The sequence below is a fragment of the Phaeovulum sp. W22_SRMD_FR3 genome (genome assembly GCF_052113705.1).
GTDB lineage: Bacteria > Pseudomonadota > Alphaproteobacteria > Rhodobacterales > Rhodobacteraceae > JBGQOG01.
In genome coordinates this window covers 18,203-33,186 of sequence record NZ_JBGQOG010000033.1, presented here as the reverse complement: position 1 = coordinate 33,186, position 14,984 = coordinate 18,203, and the positions used below count along the sequence as shown (strand labels likewise).

The 14,984-nt window shown below is 63.8% G+C and carries 11 protein-coding genes and 2 pseudogenes; 6 read left to right on the top strand and 7 right to left on the bottom strand.

Annotated features, from left to right (window positions below; all coding sequences use genetic code 11):
* The first annotated feature begins 206 nt into the window (after positions 1–206).
* The 6 genes and pseudogenes from ACEN2S_RS22335 to ACEN2S_RS22310 all read left to right on the top strand — a co-directional run.
* Positions 207–1,097: an alpha/beta fold hydrolase gene (locus ACEN2S_RS22335; protein ID WP_441870666.1), complete on the top strand. Its 891-nt coding sequence runs from the start codon at positions 207–209 to the stop codon at positions 1,095–1,097.
* Between the two features lie 498 nt (positions 1,098–1,595).
* A complete protein-coding gene (locus ACEN2S_RS22330) occupies positions 1,596–2,351 on the top strand; it encodes an amino acid ABC transporter substrate-binding protein (protein WP_441870664.1) in 756 nt (251 codons plus the stop codon).
* Between the two features lie 4 nt (positions 2,352–2,355).
* Positions 2,356–3,030: an amino acid ABC transporter permease gene (locus ACEN2S_RS22325; protein ID WP_441870662.1), complete on the top strand. Its 675-nt coding sequence runs from the start codon at positions 2,356–2,358 to the stop codon at positions 3,028–3,030.
* Positions 3,027–3,758 (top strand): amino acid ABC transporter ATP-binding protein, encoded by a 732-nt coding sequence (locus ACEN2S_RS22320; protein ID WP_441870660.1) that lies wholly within the window; start codon positions 3,027–3,029, stop codon positions 3,756–3,758. The genes ACEN2S_RS22325 and ACEN2S_RS22320 overlap by 4 nt, the downstream gene beginning before the upstream one ends.
* A gap of 164 nt (positions 3,759–3,922) precedes the next feature.
* Positions 3,923–4,123: a hypothetical protein gene (locus ACEN2S_RS22315; protein WP_441870658.1), complete on the top strand. Its 201-nt coding sequence runs from the start codon at positions 3,923–3,925 to the stop codon at positions 4,121–4,123.
* A 244-nt stretch (positions 4,124–4,367) separates the two neighbouring features.
* Positions 4,368–4,511: pseudogene (locus tag ACEN2S_RS22310) on the top strand (IS5/IS1182 family transposase); the annotation flags it as partial.
* A 91-nt stretch (positions 4,512–4,602) separates the two neighbouring features.
* On the opposite strand, the gene ACEN2S_RS22305 reads toward ACEN2S_RS22310, so the two are convergent.
* The 7 genes and pseudogenes from ACEN2S_RS22305 to dld form a co-directional block, all read right to left on the bottom strand.
* Entirely contained in the window at positions 4,603–6,375 is a 1,773-nt protein-coding gene (locus ACEN2S_RS22305) for an ABC transporter ATP-binding protein (protein WP_441870656.1), read from the bottom strand.
* Positions 6,368–7,447 (bottom strand): ATP-binding protein, encoded by a 1,080-nt coding sequence (locus ACEN2S_RS22300; RefSeq protein WP_441870654.1) that lies wholly within the window; start codon positions 7,445–7,447, stop codon positions 6,368–6,370. The genes ACEN2S_RS22305 and ACEN2S_RS22300 overlap by 8 nt, the downstream gene beginning before the upstream one ends.
* Positions 7,437–8,135 carry a response regulator gene (locus tag ACEN2S_RS22295; RefSeq protein ID WP_441870652.1) on the bottom strand — a complete coding sequence of 233 codons (699 nt, stop codon included), beginning with the start codon at positions 8,133–8,135 and terminating at the stop codon, positions 7,437–7,439. The genes ACEN2S_RS22300 and ACEN2S_RS22295 overlap by 11 nt, the downstream gene beginning before the upstream one ends.
* Positions 8,132–11,242, bottom strand: a complete 3,111-nt coding sequence (locus ACEN2S_RS22290; protein WP_441870650.1) for a multidrug efflux RND transporter permease subunit — start codon at positions 11,240–11,242, stop codon at positions 8,132–8,134. The genes ACEN2S_RS22295 and ACEN2S_RS22290 overlap by 4 nt, the downstream gene beginning before the upstream one ends.
* Before the next feature lie 12 nt (positions 11,243–11,254).
* Positions 11,255–12,463 carry an efflux RND transporter periplasmic adaptor subunit gene (locus ACEN2S_RS22285; protein WP_441870648.1) on the bottom strand — a complete coding sequence of 403 codons (1,209 nt, stop codon included), beginning with the start codon at positions 12,461–12,463 and terminating at the stop codon, positions 11,255–11,257.
* 121 nt (positions 12,464–12,584) lie between these two features.
* Positions 12,585–13,188: pseudogene (locus ACEN2S_RS22280) on the bottom strand (transposase); the annotation flags it as partial.
* Between the two features lie 27 nt (positions 13,189–13,215).
* Complete coding sequence (dld, locus tag ACEN2S_RS22275) at positions 13,216–14,913, bottom strand: D-lactate dehydrogenase (protein WP_441870646.1); 1,698 nt, start codon at positions 14,911–14,913, stop codon at positions 13,216–13,218.
* Positions 14,914–14,984: the final 71 nt, after the last annotated feature.

Genomic DNA, 14,984 nt, shown 5'->3' with positions numbered 1-14,984 from the left:
GAGGCTGCAAAAAGCGAGCAGACCGACACACCTACATCCGGCGCACCTTGCACGCGCGTTTCCACACAGCCTCGGCCGATCACGTCGATACGGCGGCGTTTGCCTCAAGAAAGGCTCGCCGCGCTGCCGCAAGACCGCTTTGAGCCCATTGCCGCCGGTCGGCACCTTGTCTTAATGTTGGAAAGACGCAAGGAGGGTGAGGACGGATGAAGTCAATTGAGGCAGGCTGTCTTGAGGTCCATTATCATGAGACCGGGCCAGAGACGGGCGATCCCGTCATCTTGCTTCATGGCTTCCCCTATGACGCCCATGCTTATGATGCCGTATCGGCCGATCTTGCCGCGCGAGGATTCCGTTGTCTCGTTCCCTATCTGCGCGGTTACGGCCCAACCCGCTTCCTTTCATCCGCGACAATGCGTTCCGGCCAGCAAGCGGCGCTCGGGGCTGACCTTCTGGCATTCATGGATGCGCTTGCAATCAGGAGCGCTTTCCTTGGCGGATACGACTGGGGCGGACGTGCGGCCTGTATCGTTGCGGCGCTCTGGCCGGAGCGTGTCCGTGGCCTCGTTAGTTGCGGCCAAGGCTACAACATTCAAGACATTGCAAACGCTTGGCGACCGGCCCCAGCAGTGGAAGAAGCCCGATACTGGTATATGTACTACTTCCAAACTGAACGGGGGCGGGTTGGACTGACGCAGAACAGACATGACCTCTGCCGTCATATCTGGTCGCTCTGGTCGCCTAGCTGGCGTTTTGGTGATGAGACCTGGGGCGCAACGGCTCCCTCGTTCGACAATCCTGACTTTGTGGAGATCGTGCTCCATTCCTACCGGCATCGCTTTGGCGGTGTTTCAGGTGATCTGTCATATGACCGGATCGAGGCGCTGCTGGCCGCGCAGCCGAATATCGCCGTGCCATGCATCGTACTTCAAGGGCAGGATGATGGGGTCGATCCGCCTACAGATGAAGATTTTGACCGAAAACATTTTGCTGATTTCTACGAGCGCAGGATCATAACTGGAGCGGGTCACAACTTGCCGCAAGAAGCCCCCACAGCATTCGTCGCTGCGATGCTAACCTTGGCCGGAGCGCAGTAGGTCCAGCGGAGGCCAGTGGCGGCAAAGTCCGCATCAGCGACATTCGTCCCCGGATTTTGCCGCGCCAGTCTGTGAACGGCCGCTTCGGGGAAGCCGCACCGCAGCGGCGGCAGGCTCTCGACCGGCAGCCATGGGCCGTTCGCGACAACGCCGTCATTAGTAACGCAAGGGGACGGAGCAAGTCTTGGCCCTGCATGCCTCGAAATTCGTCATAAGGGGACGCTCACCCCTTGATAGAAAAAACGTCTTTTTTTGTTTTAAATCAATATCTTGAAACCCATGACCTCCAAGCTCAGCAACATCACCGAATTATTCAAAGCACACCATTGTCCGCGGACTGTCGGGCCTATGAGAAAAACGGACCTGACTTCACCATAAATCGGGGATCTCTATCCTGCAGCGGCTCAAGTTGAGGCGCTTGCGTGCTTGTTTCGCAATGCGCCTTGATCTCCACGGCTGTCACAAGCATTTTGAGCACGCAGGATACAGGAATATCACATGTTCAAAACTCTCTCACTGGCAGCACTTCTGGCCGGGGCCTTCGTGCTCCCCGCCGCGGCAGACACCATTCGTGTCGGCATGTCCGGCGGATATTTCCCCTTCACCTTTGTGCGGCAGGACAAGCTGCAGGGCTTTGAAGTGGATCTGATGAACGCCCTTGCCGCGAAAACCGGCGATACGGTGGAATTTTCGACCATGTCCTTCTCGGGCCTGATCGGGGCGCTGGAAGCTGGCCGCATCGACACGGTTGCCAACCAGATCACCATCACGCCTGAACGCGCGGCGAAATTCGCCTTCAGCCAGCCCTATGTCTATGACGGCGCGCAGGTGGTGGTGAAAAAGGGCAATGAGACCGAGATCACCGGTGTTGAAAGCCTGAAGGGGCGCTCGGTCGGGGTGAACCTTGGCTCCAACTTCGAGCAGCTGTTGCGTGCGCTGCCCTATGCCAGCGAGATCGACATCCGCACCTATGAAAGCAATATCGAGCAGGACACCGCGCTCGGGCGCATTGATGCCTTCGTGATGGACCGCGTCTCCTCGGCGCAGGTGATCAAGGAAAGCCCCCTGCCGCTGGCGCTGGCCGGTGCCCCGTTCAGCGAGATCCAGAACGCCCTGCCCTTCCGCAATGACGCCGAAGGTCAGGCCCTGCGCGACAAGCTGGATGCGGCGCTGACCGAGTTGAAAGCTGACGGCACGCTGAAGGCGATTTCCGAAAAATGGCTGGGTCTTGACGTGACCGCGCCGGCAAGCTGACGCGATGCGGGCTCTCGACATCGACTATATGATCGGTCTGGTGCCCATCATCCTGGGATATGTGCCCTTGACGATCGGCATGGCGCTGGCGGCGATGGTCTGCGCCCTGCTCTTGGCCTGCCTTCTGGCGGTGGAGCGCGTGATGCGCGTGCCGGTGCTGGACAAGGCCGTGCAGCTGTTCATCAGCTTTTTCCGCGGCACGCCGCTCTTGGTGCAGCTGTTCCTGTTCTACTACGGCCTGCCGCAGATCCTGCCGGTTCTGTCGGGGATCAACGGGGTGACGGCGGCGATCATCGGGCTGACCCTGCATTTCTCGGCCTATATGGCCGAGAGCATCCGCGCGGCCATCCTCGGCGTTGACCGCAGCCAGTGGGAGGCGTCACAGGCCGTCGGCATGACGCAGGCGCAGTCGATGCGCCGGATCATTCTGCCGCAGGCCGCACGCGTGGCGGCACCGACTTTGGTCAATTATTTCATCGACATGATCAAAAGCACCTCGCTCGCCTTCACGCTGGGGGTGACCGAGATGATGGGGGCAACGCAAAAGGAAGCCGCGGGAAGTTTCCTCTATTTCGAGGCCTTCCTTGTGGTGGCCATGCTCTATTGGGCCATCGTTGAAACCCTGTCCTTCCTGCAAAAACAGCTGGAACGGCACCTGAACAAGGCGATCTCCCGATGATCAGCATTCGCGGATTGACCAAGCGCTACGGCGCCAACACCGTGCTGGACGGCATCGACCTTGACATCGCGGCGGGCGAGCGGGTGGCGATCATCGGCCCCTCCGGCACCGGCAAGTCGACGCTGCTGCGCTGTCTGAACTACCTCGACCGCCCCGAGAGCGGGGTGATCCGCATCGGCGATCTCAGCGTGGACGCGGCAACGGCCAGCGCGGCGCAAATCCTGTCGCTGCGCCGCCGGACCGCCTTTGTTTTTCAGAATTACGCGCTTTTTGCCAACAAATCCGCGCGCGACAACATCACTGAAGCCCTCATCACCGTTCAGCGCAAACCCCGCGCCGCGGCTGAGGCGCGGGCCACGGATATCCTGCGCGAGATCGGCCTTTCCGACAAAGCCGAGAGCTATCCCGCCGCCCTGTCCGGTGGCCAGCAGCAGCGCATCGGCATCGGCCGCGCCATGGCGCTGGACGCGGCGCTGATGTTGCTGGACGAGCCCACATCGGCGCTCGACCCCGAATGGGTGGGCGAGGTGCTGGATCTGATGCGCCGCGTGGCTGAGCGGCGGCAGACCATGCTGATCGTGACGCATGAGATGCAATTCGCCCGCGAAATTGCCGACCGGATTATCTTCATGGACGGGGGGCGTATCGTGGAGGAAGGCACGCCGTCGCAGATCTTCGATAGCCCGCAAGACATGCGGACAGCAAACTTCCTGCGGCGCGTCAAATAGGCAGAGTGATCTGATAATGGGGCTGAGAGCGGGGAAAATTGATTGTTGATTTTACTGACCCGAAAGTGGGCCCTGCCGGCATCTGATGTGAGCTAATGGGATGAACGGCCTTCCCACCAGACCGCGGCTCTTGCGGCGACCTTGGGTGGCGAGAGGAGCATCTGATGGACATCAAGGTTTTGGGAATAGATCTGGGCAAGATCGTTTGCAGCCTTGCCGGGCTGGACGATGCAGGAGCGATCGTGTTTCGCAAACGCCTCCTGCGGCATCGACGGCTGGCTTTTCTGGACAGGCTGTCACCTCGTGTTGTTGCGATGGAAACCTGCTGCGACGCACATCACATCGGGCGCTTTTGTCTTCAGTAAGGACATGGGCCACGGCTGATGTCGCCGCCGTATGTCCGGCCCTAAGTGAACGTGCACAAGACGACGCGGAGGCAATAGCCGAAGCCGCGACGCGCCCCAGAATGTTATTCGTCGCGATCAGATTGGAACAGCAGCTCAACCTACAGGCCTTGCGCCCTGCGCGCGAGCGCCTTGTGTCGGACAGGACGCGGTTGATCAATCAGGCCCGCAGCGTCCTGATGGCCCGCGGCATTCTGGTCGGAGTGGCTCAATCCCAGGCCCGAAGAAACGCAAAACGCCGGTCAAATACCACAAGCAGAGATCGAAGCGGCGCAACCGCATCGAGGGCATGTTCGGCAGGCTCAAGGACGGGAGGCGCTTCGCCACCCGCGATGAAAGCTGCCCCTAGCTGTTCCTCCCTGCCACCCCTCTAGCGGCTCACGTCAACTGTTGGTCATCACTCCTGACGCTATCCCTACCTGAGCGCATCCCTGCGGCGTTCACGCGCCGCCGAGAAGCCCGGCGTAGACCCCGCCCGCCGCCGCCAGCGCCGCGTGTGTGCCGGTCTCGATCACGCGCCCGCCCTGCATGACCACGATCAGATCAGCGTGGCGGATCGTCGAGAGCCGGTGCGCGATGGTGATCGTCGTGCGGCCGGTGGCCATGATATCCATGGCCAGCGACATTGCGCGTTCCGTGCCGGTGTCGAGCGCGCTTGTCGCCTCGTCCAGCAGCAGGATCGGCGGGTCGCGCAGCAGGGTGCGGGCCAGCGCCAGACGTTGCTTCTCACCGCCCGAGAACCGGAAACCGCCTTCGCCGACCAGCGTCGCATAGCCCTCCGGCAGGGCCGCGATATGGTCATGGATCTGGGCCACCTTCGCGGCGGCGATCATCTCGGCCTCGGTCGCCTCGGGCCGGGCAAAGCGCAGGTTCTCGGCCACCGAGGCATGGAGCAGATAGGGCTCTTGCGAGACCACCCCCAGCATCTGCGACAAGGTCTCAAGGCTGAGATCGCGCAGATCGACCCCGTCGAAGCGGATCGCGCCGCTCTCGACATCGTAAAGCCGCGCCAGAAGATAGCCCAGCGTGGTCTTGCCCGAGCCCGTCGGGCCGACGATGGCCACATGGCTGCCCGCCGGAATGCTCAGGCTGACATCGTTCAGCGCCGGGCCGCTTCCCTCGGCATAGGCAAAGCAGACATGGTCAAGCTGCACCGCGCCGCGCATGGCAGAGCGGGGAATGCGCACCGGATCGGCGCGTTCCGTGATCTCGACCGGCTTGTCGAGATATTCAAAAACGCGGGCAAAAAGCGCGCGGGTCTTGCGGGTGTCACGGCCGACCTCGAGCAATTGCTCAAAGGGCCACAAAAGCTGTTCCTGCAGCGCGATCATCGCGACGAGCGTGCCGATGCTGGCCGGATTGCCGGTTCCCATCAACACCCCGCCCGCCAGCAGGGTCAGCGCAGGCAGGGTGGCCAGCGCAAAACCGATCAGCGACCATTGCCATTCCCCTGCCGTATGCGATCGCACCTCCAGCCGCGCCAAATCGTGCGAAATGCGGGCAAAGCGTTGCGTGAGCCAGGGGCCGCGCCCCATGGTGCGGGCAAGGATGATGCCGGGCGCCGAGAGCGTCTCTTCCACGGCGGCGGACATGTCCGCGGCGCGGGCCTGTTGCTGGTAGGTCAGCGCCTCGCGCAGGCGGGCGACCCGCGCGCTGATCAGCACGGTGACCGGCACGATAAGCAAAACGAACAGCGCCAGCCGCCAATCCAGAAGGAGGATCGCCACCGCCGTCATCACCACCGCGCTGAGCGAGCGGCCCAGCTCGTTCGCGGTTTCGGTCATCAGCGATTGCAGCCCCGCAATATCGCCCGCGATCCGCGATTGTACCTCGCCGGTGCGGGTGCTGGTGAAAAACCGCAATGACAACGATTGCAGATGCGCATAAAGGCGCACGCGCAGATCGTGCAGGATCGCCTGCCCGATGCGGGTGCTCAGCACGATCTGAAGCGCGCCGATCCCCGCCGAGGCGAGTGCCGCCGCGATCATGCCCCCCGCGAGCCAGACCAGCAGCGCGAGATCCTGTTGTGGCAGAGCCTCATCGATGATCGCCCGCAACAGGAACGGCCCGGCCAGCCCGATGGCCGAGGCGAGGACCATCAGCGCCACCACCCCCGCGATCCGTGCCCTGTGGGGGGTGAAGAGCTGCAGGACCCGCCGCATCGACACATGCCGCGCCGCGAGGTCGCCATAGGCATCCAAATCGTCAGTCATGAAGCTCTCCGGTGGGGCGGCTGTTCTGCGGCAGGCGGATTTCCACGGTCAAACCGCTGGGGTGATGCGGCAGTATCCGCGCTTCGCCGCCATGGGCACGCGCGATGGCGCGCACGATGGGCAGGCCGAGGCCCGAACCGCCAAGGCTGCGCCCGCGCGAGGCCTCTGCCCGCCAGAACCGGTCAAATGCACGCGCCCTATCATCGGCGGACAGGCCCGGCCCGGTATCGGAGCAGCGAAAGACCACCTCACCACCCTCGGCACGCGTCTCGACATGGACGCTGCTGCCGGGCGCATAGCGGCGGCAATTCTCCAGAACCGCGACGCAGGCCTGACGCAACCGGGTCCGGTCGGCCAGCATGCGGGCGGGGGCAAACCTGCGGGTCAAGGTGATCCCCGCCGCCGTCAATTCCGCCTCGAGCCCGTTCAGCGCGGCATCGGCCTCACTGGCCAGATCAAGCGGCGCCAACATCAGGTCCAGCTGCCCCGCGGTGCTGAGCGCGAGCGTGCGCAACTCTTCGACAATCGCCGAGAGGTGGTCGACATGGGTGATCAGCCGCGCATAGACCTGCGGTGTCGGGTCAAAAACGCCGTCCGACAGCCCCTGCAAGCGACCGCGCAAGATGGTCAGCGGCGTGCGCAGCTCATGCGCAATGGCAGAATTGGAATAGGCAAGCTCGGCCTCGGCGCGCTCCAGACGCTCTGCCATGACGTTGAAATCGGCAAGCAGATCCGCCGCTTCGCGAAAACTGCCGGCCGGCAGTTCGGCCCGGGCGGAAAAATCACCGGTGGCGATCCGGCGCGCGGCTGCCGCCACAGACTTCAGCGGCTCGACGATCCGCCGGGCCAGACGCCATCCGATCCCCGAGGCCGTCAGCAATCCAAAGGCCAGAAGCACCAGGACCATGACGGTGTCGGCCAGGCGCCAGACGGCATCCTGATCGAGATCGGGGTAGAGCCAGTCATAGATGAACAGGAAATAGGCCATCAGCCCCAGAGAGACGACCAGCGCCGCAATCAGCGTCAGCGCGACCATCGTCTTGGTGATGCGTGCGTTCAGATTACCGGACATGGGTCGCGTCCAGCCGGTAGCCGATCCCGCGCACGCCTTCGAGCATCCCCTCTGCCCCCGCCTCCGCGAGTTTGCGGCGCAGGTTGCTGACATGACTGTCGACGGTGCGGTCCAGCGCTGCCCCCTCCGGCAGGCAGGCATCCACCAGATCGCCCCGGCTGAAGGCCCGCCCCGCAAAGCGGGCCATATGCGCAAGGATGCGGAACTCGGTCGGGGTCAGGTCCAGCGGGACGGTCCCGGCATTCGTGTCGATGCTGGCGCGATAGGCCTCCGGATCGACCGTGAGGGGGCCAAGCCGCAACACATGATCGGGCGCCCGCCCCATGGTGCGGCGCAGCACGGCCCGGGCCCGGGCCACCACTTCGAGCGGATTGAAGGGTTTGACCACATAGTCGTCGGCTCCGATGCGCAAGGCCTGCAACTTGTCGAGGTCTTCGGCCAAAGCCGTGACCATGATGACCGGCGTCTCGCCGCGGCGCCGGATCGCCGCCAGCACCTCATAGCCGTCCTGGCCCGGCAGCTTGATGTCCAGAACCACAAGGTCAGGGCGCAGGCGCTGGTGATGGGCGAGGCCGATCACGCCGTCACGCGCACAGATCACGCGAAAGCCTTCGCGCGCGAAATAGGTCTCGAGGATCTCGGCGATCTCGGGTTCATCCTCGATGATCAGGATCAGGGCATCGGTCATGGCGCGGCCTTTCGAAGGGTGTTTTGCGCCGCTGGGCGAGCAAGGCGGCTCACGGTGACATAAAGCACCGGCACGAAGAAAATGGCCAGAGCGGTGGCCGAAACCATGCCGCCAAAGACACCGGTGCCGATGGCGTTCTGGATCTCGGAGGCGGCCCCTTGCGCCATCATCAGCGGCACGACCCCCAGAATAAACGCAAGCGATGTCATGAGGATCGGCCGCAGGCGCAAGCGCGCGGCCTTCAGGATGGCGCGATGCAGGCCCATGCCCTGTGCGCGCAGGTGGCGGGCATATTCCACCATGAGGATCGCATTCTTGGCGGAAAGCCCGATGATGGTGACAAGCCCGACCTTGAAGAACACGTCATTATCCGCCCCGCGCAGCAGCACGGCGCTCACCGCCCCCAAAACCCCCAAGGGCACCACCATCATCACCGAGAACGGCAGCGACCAGCTTTCATAGAGCGCCGCCAGCACCAGGAACACGATCAGCATCGAGGCCGCCAGCAACATCGGCGCCTGATGGGCCGATTGCTTTTCCTGCAGCGATTGTCCGGTCCATTCCACCGCAAAACCCTGTGGCAGCATTTTTACCAGCCGCTCCATCTCCGCCATGGCCGCCCCGCTGGACACCCCGCGCGCCGCCTCGCCCGAGATCGGCGCGGCCGGATAGCCGTTGTAGCGGTTGAGTTGCTGCGGCGTATCTTCCCAGACCGGGGTCACCACCTCGGACAGGGGCACCATGCCACCGTCACGATTGCGCAGTTCCAGCCGCAGCACGTCTTCGACATGCATCCGGGCCGGGGCATCCGCCTGCACGATCACCTGTTGCATCCGCCCCTGATTGGGGAAGTCGTTCACGTAAACCGACCCGATTGCCATGCCGATCGTCTCGCGGATCGTGTCGAACGCCAGGCCGAAGGTCTGAGCCTTGTCGCGGTCGATCGCGAGGTTGATGCTCATCCCATCGGGCAGGCCCGCGCTCATCACGCCAGAGAGCAGCGCGCTGTCCTGAGCAAGGGCAATCAGCTGCGCCTCGGCCGCTTTCAGCGCGGCCGGACCCGCATTGGCGCGATCCTCCAGACGCAGCGAGAAGCCCGAAGTGGTGCCCAGCGCTTCGATTGCCGGGGGCTTCATGATCATCGCGGTGCCTTCGGGAAGCTCGGCCATAGCGGCCTCTGCGGCGGCGATTTCCGCATCGACACTGGTCGTGCGTGCGCCCCAGTCTTTCATGCTGGTGAAGGCCTGCGCCGCATTCGGGCCCGAGCCCGAGAAGCCAAAGCCGAGGATCACCGTGTTCTCGGTGATGTTGGGACGGGTCGCGGTATGGGCCTCATAGGCGGAGATCACGGCCCTTGTGCGCTCGGCGGTGGCGCCTGCGGGAAGCTCGAACATTGCCATGAAACTTCCCTGATCCTCCTCCGGGACGAAAGAGGTCGGCAGGCGCATGTAGCCCACCGCCATGGCCCCGATCAGCACGAGATAGAGCACCAGCATCCGCCCGCCCCGCCGCAATGTCAGGCCGACCCAGCCGGTATAGCGGCGGGTCAGCGCCTCAAAGCCACGGTTGAACCAGCCGAAAAAGCCGCGCGCCGCGCCATGTCCGGTGACGGGTTTCAAGAGCGTGGCGCACAGCGCGGGCGTCAGGGTGAGGGCAAGGAAGGCCGAAAACAGGATCGACACCGCCATCGACAGGGTGAACTGACGGTAGATCGCGCCAACCGATCCGCTGGCCAGCCCCATCGGCAGGAAGACCGCGACCAGAACCAGTGTGATGCCGACGATCGCGCCCGAAATCTCGCGCATCGCCTGTTGGGTTGCGGCGCGGGGCGACAAACCTTGCTGCGCCATGATCCGCTCGACGGTTTCGACAACGACGATGGCGTCATCGACGATGATGCCAATGGCCAGCACCATGCCGAACATGGTCAGCATGTTGATCGAATAGCCCGCCAGCGCCATCACCGCGAAAGTCCCCAACAGCGCAACGGGTGCGACGATGGTCGGGATCAGCGTGTAGCGCAGTTTCTGCAGGAACAGCAGGATCACCAGAAAGACCAGCACCATCGCCTCGATCAGCGTATGGATCACCTTGGCGATCGACACTTTCACGAAGGGCGCGGTGTTGTAGGAGATCGAGACCTCCATGTCCTCGGGCATCGCAAGGCGCAGCTCGGCCAGCCGGTTTTCAATCGCGGCGGAGGTGCTGACGGCATTGGCACCGGGCGACATCTGGATCGCGGCGGCGGCGGCGGGTTTGCCATTGCTGCTGACGCTGAACGCCATGGATTGCGCGCCCATCTCCAGCCGGGCAACATCGCCCAGCACAAGGCGCGCCCCGTCGGCATTGGCGCGCAACGGGATGGCGGCAAAGGCCTCGGGCGAGGTCAACTGCCCGCGGATCACCAGCGGCGTCGATATCCGGGTACCCGGAATCGCCGGTTCATCGCCCACCCGGCCGGGGGCGGCCTGCGCGTTCTCGCGCCTGATTGCCTCGGTGACATCGGACATGCTCAGCCCGTACGCCGTGAGCTTCGCCGGATCGACCCAGACCCGCAGCGCGCGGTCCGACCCGAATTGCTGAATACGTCCGACGCCGGGGACCCGCTTGAGCTCTTCGGCCAGATTGCGGGTCAGATATTCGCCAAGGCTGAGTTCGTCCGTCGCGCCATCGCGGGACTTGAGCGTGATGACCATCAAAAAGCCTGACTCTGCCGCCTCGACCCCGAGACCCGCACGGCGCACGGGATCGGGCAGCAGGGCTTCGGCATTCTTCAGCCGGTTCTGCACCTCGACCTGTGCCATTTCCGGGTTTGTGCCCGGTTTTAAAGTGACGGAAATGCTCGCGCCCCCGGTCGCGTCCACGCTGGACTGGTAATAGAGCACGTTCTTGACGCTGGAGAGTTCCTTTTCAATCGGGCGGATCACGCTGTCACTGACCGTCTGTGCATCGGCCCCGGCGTATGTGGTGAAAATGCTCACGCTCGGCGGCGCGATATCGGGGAAGCGCGCGACAGGCAGGCGCGGGATCGCCACGATCCCGGCAAGCGCGATGAAGATTGCGATCACCCAGGCAAAGACCGGGCGCAGAATGAAAAATTGCGACATGGCACCTGTCTTTCAGCGTTGGGGATGGGATGTCGGAGCGTCGGCGGCATGGGTCGTGACCGCTGTCACGCCCCCCTCGGGCACGCGGTCCTGACCGCGGATCGCCACGGTCTCGCCGGGCATCAGACCCGAGGCGATGACGATGCGATTGCCGATGCGGGCGCCAAGCGCAACGTCCCGGCGCATGGCCCTGGCCTCCGGCGAGACAATGACCAACTGCGCCCTGCCGCCCGCCGTCCGCAAGACCGCCTCTTCGGGCACCAAAAGCGCGTCGGGAAGCACGCCGTAGGGCAGTGTTGCGCGCACGAACATGCCGGGCAACAAGGCAAGATCCGGGTTGGCGACCTCAATGCGGACGCTGACATATCCGGTTCCCGGATCGACGATGACATCGGAGAATTTGAGCTGGCCAATCATCGGGGCAGACATGGGAGCCGACATGGGGGACGATGTGGGAGCCGACATGGGGGCTGATCCGTTGAGATCCGGGAAAATCCGCACCTCTCCCACCCCGGTCTCTGCGGCAAGCAGGAAGGCATCCAGATCTTTTGCGGGCAGCCGCAGGTCGACAAAAACCTTCTCAAGGTCCTGCAGCACCGCCAGCGGCTTTTCGCTGCCGGGGGATGCAAGCGCGCCGACATCCGCGAGCCCGGCCGCGACATAGCCATTGATCGGCGCGCGCAGGGTCGCAAACCCCAGATCCAGCCGCTTGCGCGCGACCAATGCGCGCGCTTCCGCGACACCTGCCCGGGCAAGCAAAAGATCGTTATGCGCCGCATCGTTCTTTTCGCGGCTGACCGCATTCTGGGCGAGCAAGGCATCCGCGCGGTCAACGGCGCGGCGCGCATGGGCTTCGGCCACTTCGGCCCGCGCGAGCGTCGCATCCGCGACACCGAGATCAGCCTTGAGCGGTGCCGGATCGACGCGAAACAGAACCTCGCCAACCGGTATCCGGGTTCCTTCTTTCACATGCCGTTCCAGAATCAGACCGCCCACCTGCGGACGGATCTCGACCCGCCGAAAGGCCGCAACCCGGCCAGAGCGCTGCGTCTCGAGGATCACCCGCTCGCGCTGAACCGTTTCGACGGTCAGCCGGACCGTCATCTCTGGTCCCGCCTCCTCCGCCAATGGCGCATCCGGGCGCTCGGACAGGCTGGCCAGGGCCAGTGTTCCGGCCATCAGGCCAAGAAGCGAGAGAATCAAGGTCGTGCGGCGTGCCATGTTGCGTCCCATCGGTTTCGTGCCGCAGGTTCTTGATATCTTGCGGTGGACGGACCGCCGAGATTTCGTGGAGATATTGTGGAGATCGCATCGCCGAGAAGAGGCCGCTTTGAGGAAGGCGATGGTTGCGATGCCTGGGTAACCAGTCGACCTTTGGCAGGCCGACAGCAAAGCCCGTGCGCCGAGGCAATTGCGGATCTGTCCGGCTGTGACGAACAGGTCAACCGGTCGCCCTTGGCTGTCGCAAATGACGTCCAGCGTCGTGCTTATGCCGCCCCGCTACGGGGCAAAATGGTCCCCCGGATCAATGCGCCTTCCCCTTCGCATGTGACCGATCAGGCTGCCCCTCTGCGCGCCGCCCCCCCTTGTGGTGGCCATATTGGCCACCGTTCAGTGGGCCGTCAGCGATGCAGCATCGATCATCACATTCGCCTTCTCGCCCTGCTCCGCCGTCCGCCCGGCCAGCCTCCGCGCGAAGAAGCCCTTTTCGCTCCAACGCTTCCAGCGGCTGCAGAGCGTTGGGCGATGACGATATGCAGCAAAAGCGTCAGGCCAAGACAAGCCATTGCGGTTGAAGAAAATCCCGCTCAGCACCCGCTTGTCATCAGCCCGGGGCTTTCCGTGCGGCCCGGGAAAGACGGGGCCAGACGGGCCAGCTGCGCATCGGCCCGCCAGAAGAGATCGCGCCTGTCACCGCCCCATTTCTGAAGGCGTGAATTCCCCAGCGCCACGGATATCACTGTGTCCTGAGCCTAATGCCAGTCCCGACATTTCGAGGTTTTGCCAATGCCGGGGTTGAAGCGGTTGGTCGGATCGAGAGTGCGGTAAAACGCCGTGAGCGCCGGTTTCGCCGCGTAAAGATGGCCGACATTATGCTCCGCCGGATATTCGGCCCCACGGGCATCCAAGAGCGCGCAGACCTCATGTTCGAGTGCCGCGCAATCCGTGCCCTTTTTGACCAGATATTCCTGATGCATCACATGGCACAGGAAATGCCCGACATAGATCTTCAGCGCGATCCGCGCGTCGATCTTCGGCGGCAGCGTCTCGAACCACTCCAAAGTATTGCGCGGCAGGGCGACATCAAGCGCGACAATATCCTCCACTGTTGCGGGATGCACCGCACGGTACCGCACGATCGCGCTGCCGGAGGTGAAGCGGTTGAGCAGCGCAGCCTCGCCTTCCTTTGGCGTGCATTCGATGAAATCGCCCTGCTGGTTGGGCAGGAAAGAGCTGAGATAGGCGCGCATTTCGCCGATCCCCGCATCGCCCGTGCGCAGGATCAGATGGTGGGCATATCGGTCGCGGTAAGCGATCAGCCGCTTGGGCAGATGCTCTGGCATCACCCGCATGGCGCCTTGCAACAGGCGGTCGGACAGGGTCTTGCCCAGCCCCAGCGCCTCGGTCACCCCGTCGAACCAGCTTTTGGCCGCAAAGGCGCGCGGGACGTTCACGCTGCCAAAGGCGCGGATGAACATGAACAGATCCTTGCCATAGACCTGCGCCGCGCGGAACGCGTCCTTGTGCATGTATTCACCCGCAATCGGCAGGGTTTTGAACTGCGTCAGCACATGCCGCCGGATCGCCGCCAGATCGGCGGGGTCATTGCTGCCGACGTAAAACACCTGCTCCTGCGCGGCGACGGGGAAAGTATCGAGGCGCAGCGCAAACACCCCGATCCGGCCCGCCGAGCCAGAGGCCTCGTAATGGCGGCGCGGATCGGCGTTGAACCGCGCGGGCGTGGCCGCCTCGACATCGCGGACATGGGTTTTATAGGCGGTATCGGAGGCCAGCGCCCCCTCGGGTGCGCGGACATCGGCCTCGGAATACTGTCCCGCGTCCAGCCGCGACAGGATCTCCTCGGGGTGCGCGCCCAGATCGATCCCGAGATGATTGACCAGATGCAGCCGCCCCTGCGCATCCACCTGCGCATAAAGCGCAAGCTCGGTATAGGCGGGGCCGCGCTGCACCAAAGAGCCACCCGAATTGTTGCACACGCCCCCCGTCACCGAGGCGCCGATACAGCTTGAGCCGATCACCGAATGCGGCTCGCGGCCCAGCGGTTTGAGCCGCCGCTCAAGTTGATCGAGCGTCGCACCGGGCAGGCAGAGCACCTGCGCGCCCCCCGCCAAAAGGTCGATCCGCGTGATCCGCAGCGTGCTGATGATGACGATGGGGCGATCATAGCCTGTGCCAAACGGTGTCGATCCCCCCGTCAGCCCGGTGTTCGCCGCCTGAAAGATGATTGCCACATCTGCGGCGACGCAGGCCTGCAGCACACGCCATTTTTCCATCAGGTTAGCGGGGGCGACCGCCGCCAGAATCTCGCCATCCCCGTAGCGATAGCCCTTGCGGAACCGTCGCGTCGCGCGTGCGCCGGTATGGACATGCCGATGCCCCGCAATCTCGCGCAGGGACTGAATCAAGAGCTCGGGCATGGCGGCGGACATCGGAAAAATCCTTGTAGGCAGCAGGTGAGAAAGGCCGGTACTTTTGAAAGGCCGGAAGGCTTTGAAGGGTG

Excerpts from the sequence above, each read along its gene's own strand:
- ACEN2S_RS22335 (WP_441870666.1), top strand. The coding sequence starts at position 207 with ATGAAGTCAATTGAGGCAGGCTGTCTTGAGGTCCATTATCATGAGACC.
- ACEN2S_RS22330 (WP_441870664.1), top strand. The coding sequence starts at position 1,596 with ATGTTCAAAACTCTCTCACTGGCAGCACTTCTGGCCGGGGCCTTCGTG.
- ACEN2S_RS22325 (WP_441870662.1), top strand. The coding sequence starts at position 2,356 with ATGCGGGCTCTCGACATCGACTATATGATCGGTCTGGTGCCCATCATC.
- ACEN2S_RS22320 (WP_441870660.1), top strand. The coding sequence starts at position 3,027 with ATGATCAGCATTCGCGGATTGACCAAGCGCTACGGCGCCAACACCGTG.
- ACEN2S_RS22315 (WP_441870658.1), top strand. The coding sequence starts at position 3,923 with ATGGACATCAAGGTTTTGGGAATAGATCTGGGCAAGATCGTTTGCAGC.
- ACEN2S_RS22305 (WP_441870656.1), bottom strand. The coding sequence starts at position 6,375 with ATGACTGACGATTTGGATGCCTATGGCGACCTCGCGGCGCGGCATGTG.
- ACEN2S_RS22300 (WP_441870654.1), bottom strand. The coding sequence starts at position 7,447 with ATGTCCGGTAATCTGAACGCACGCATCACCAAGACGATGGTCGCGCTG.
- ACEN2S_RS22295 (WP_441870652.1), bottom strand. The coding sequence starts at position 8,135 with ATGACCGATGCCCTGATCCTGATCATCGAGGATGAACCCGAGATCGCC.
- ACEN2S_RS22290 (WP_441870650.1), bottom strand. The coding sequence starts at position 11,242 with ATGTCGCAATTTTTCATTCTGCGCCCGGTCTTTGCCTGGGTGATCGCA.
- ACEN2S_RS22285 (WP_441870648.1), bottom strand. The coding sequence starts at position 12,463 with ATGGCACGCCGCACGACCTTGATTCTCTCGCTTCTTGGCCTGATGGCC.
- dld (WP_441870646.1), bottom strand. The coding sequence starts at position 14,913 with ATGTCCGCCGCCATGCCCGAGCTCTTGATTCAGTCCCTGCGCGAGATT.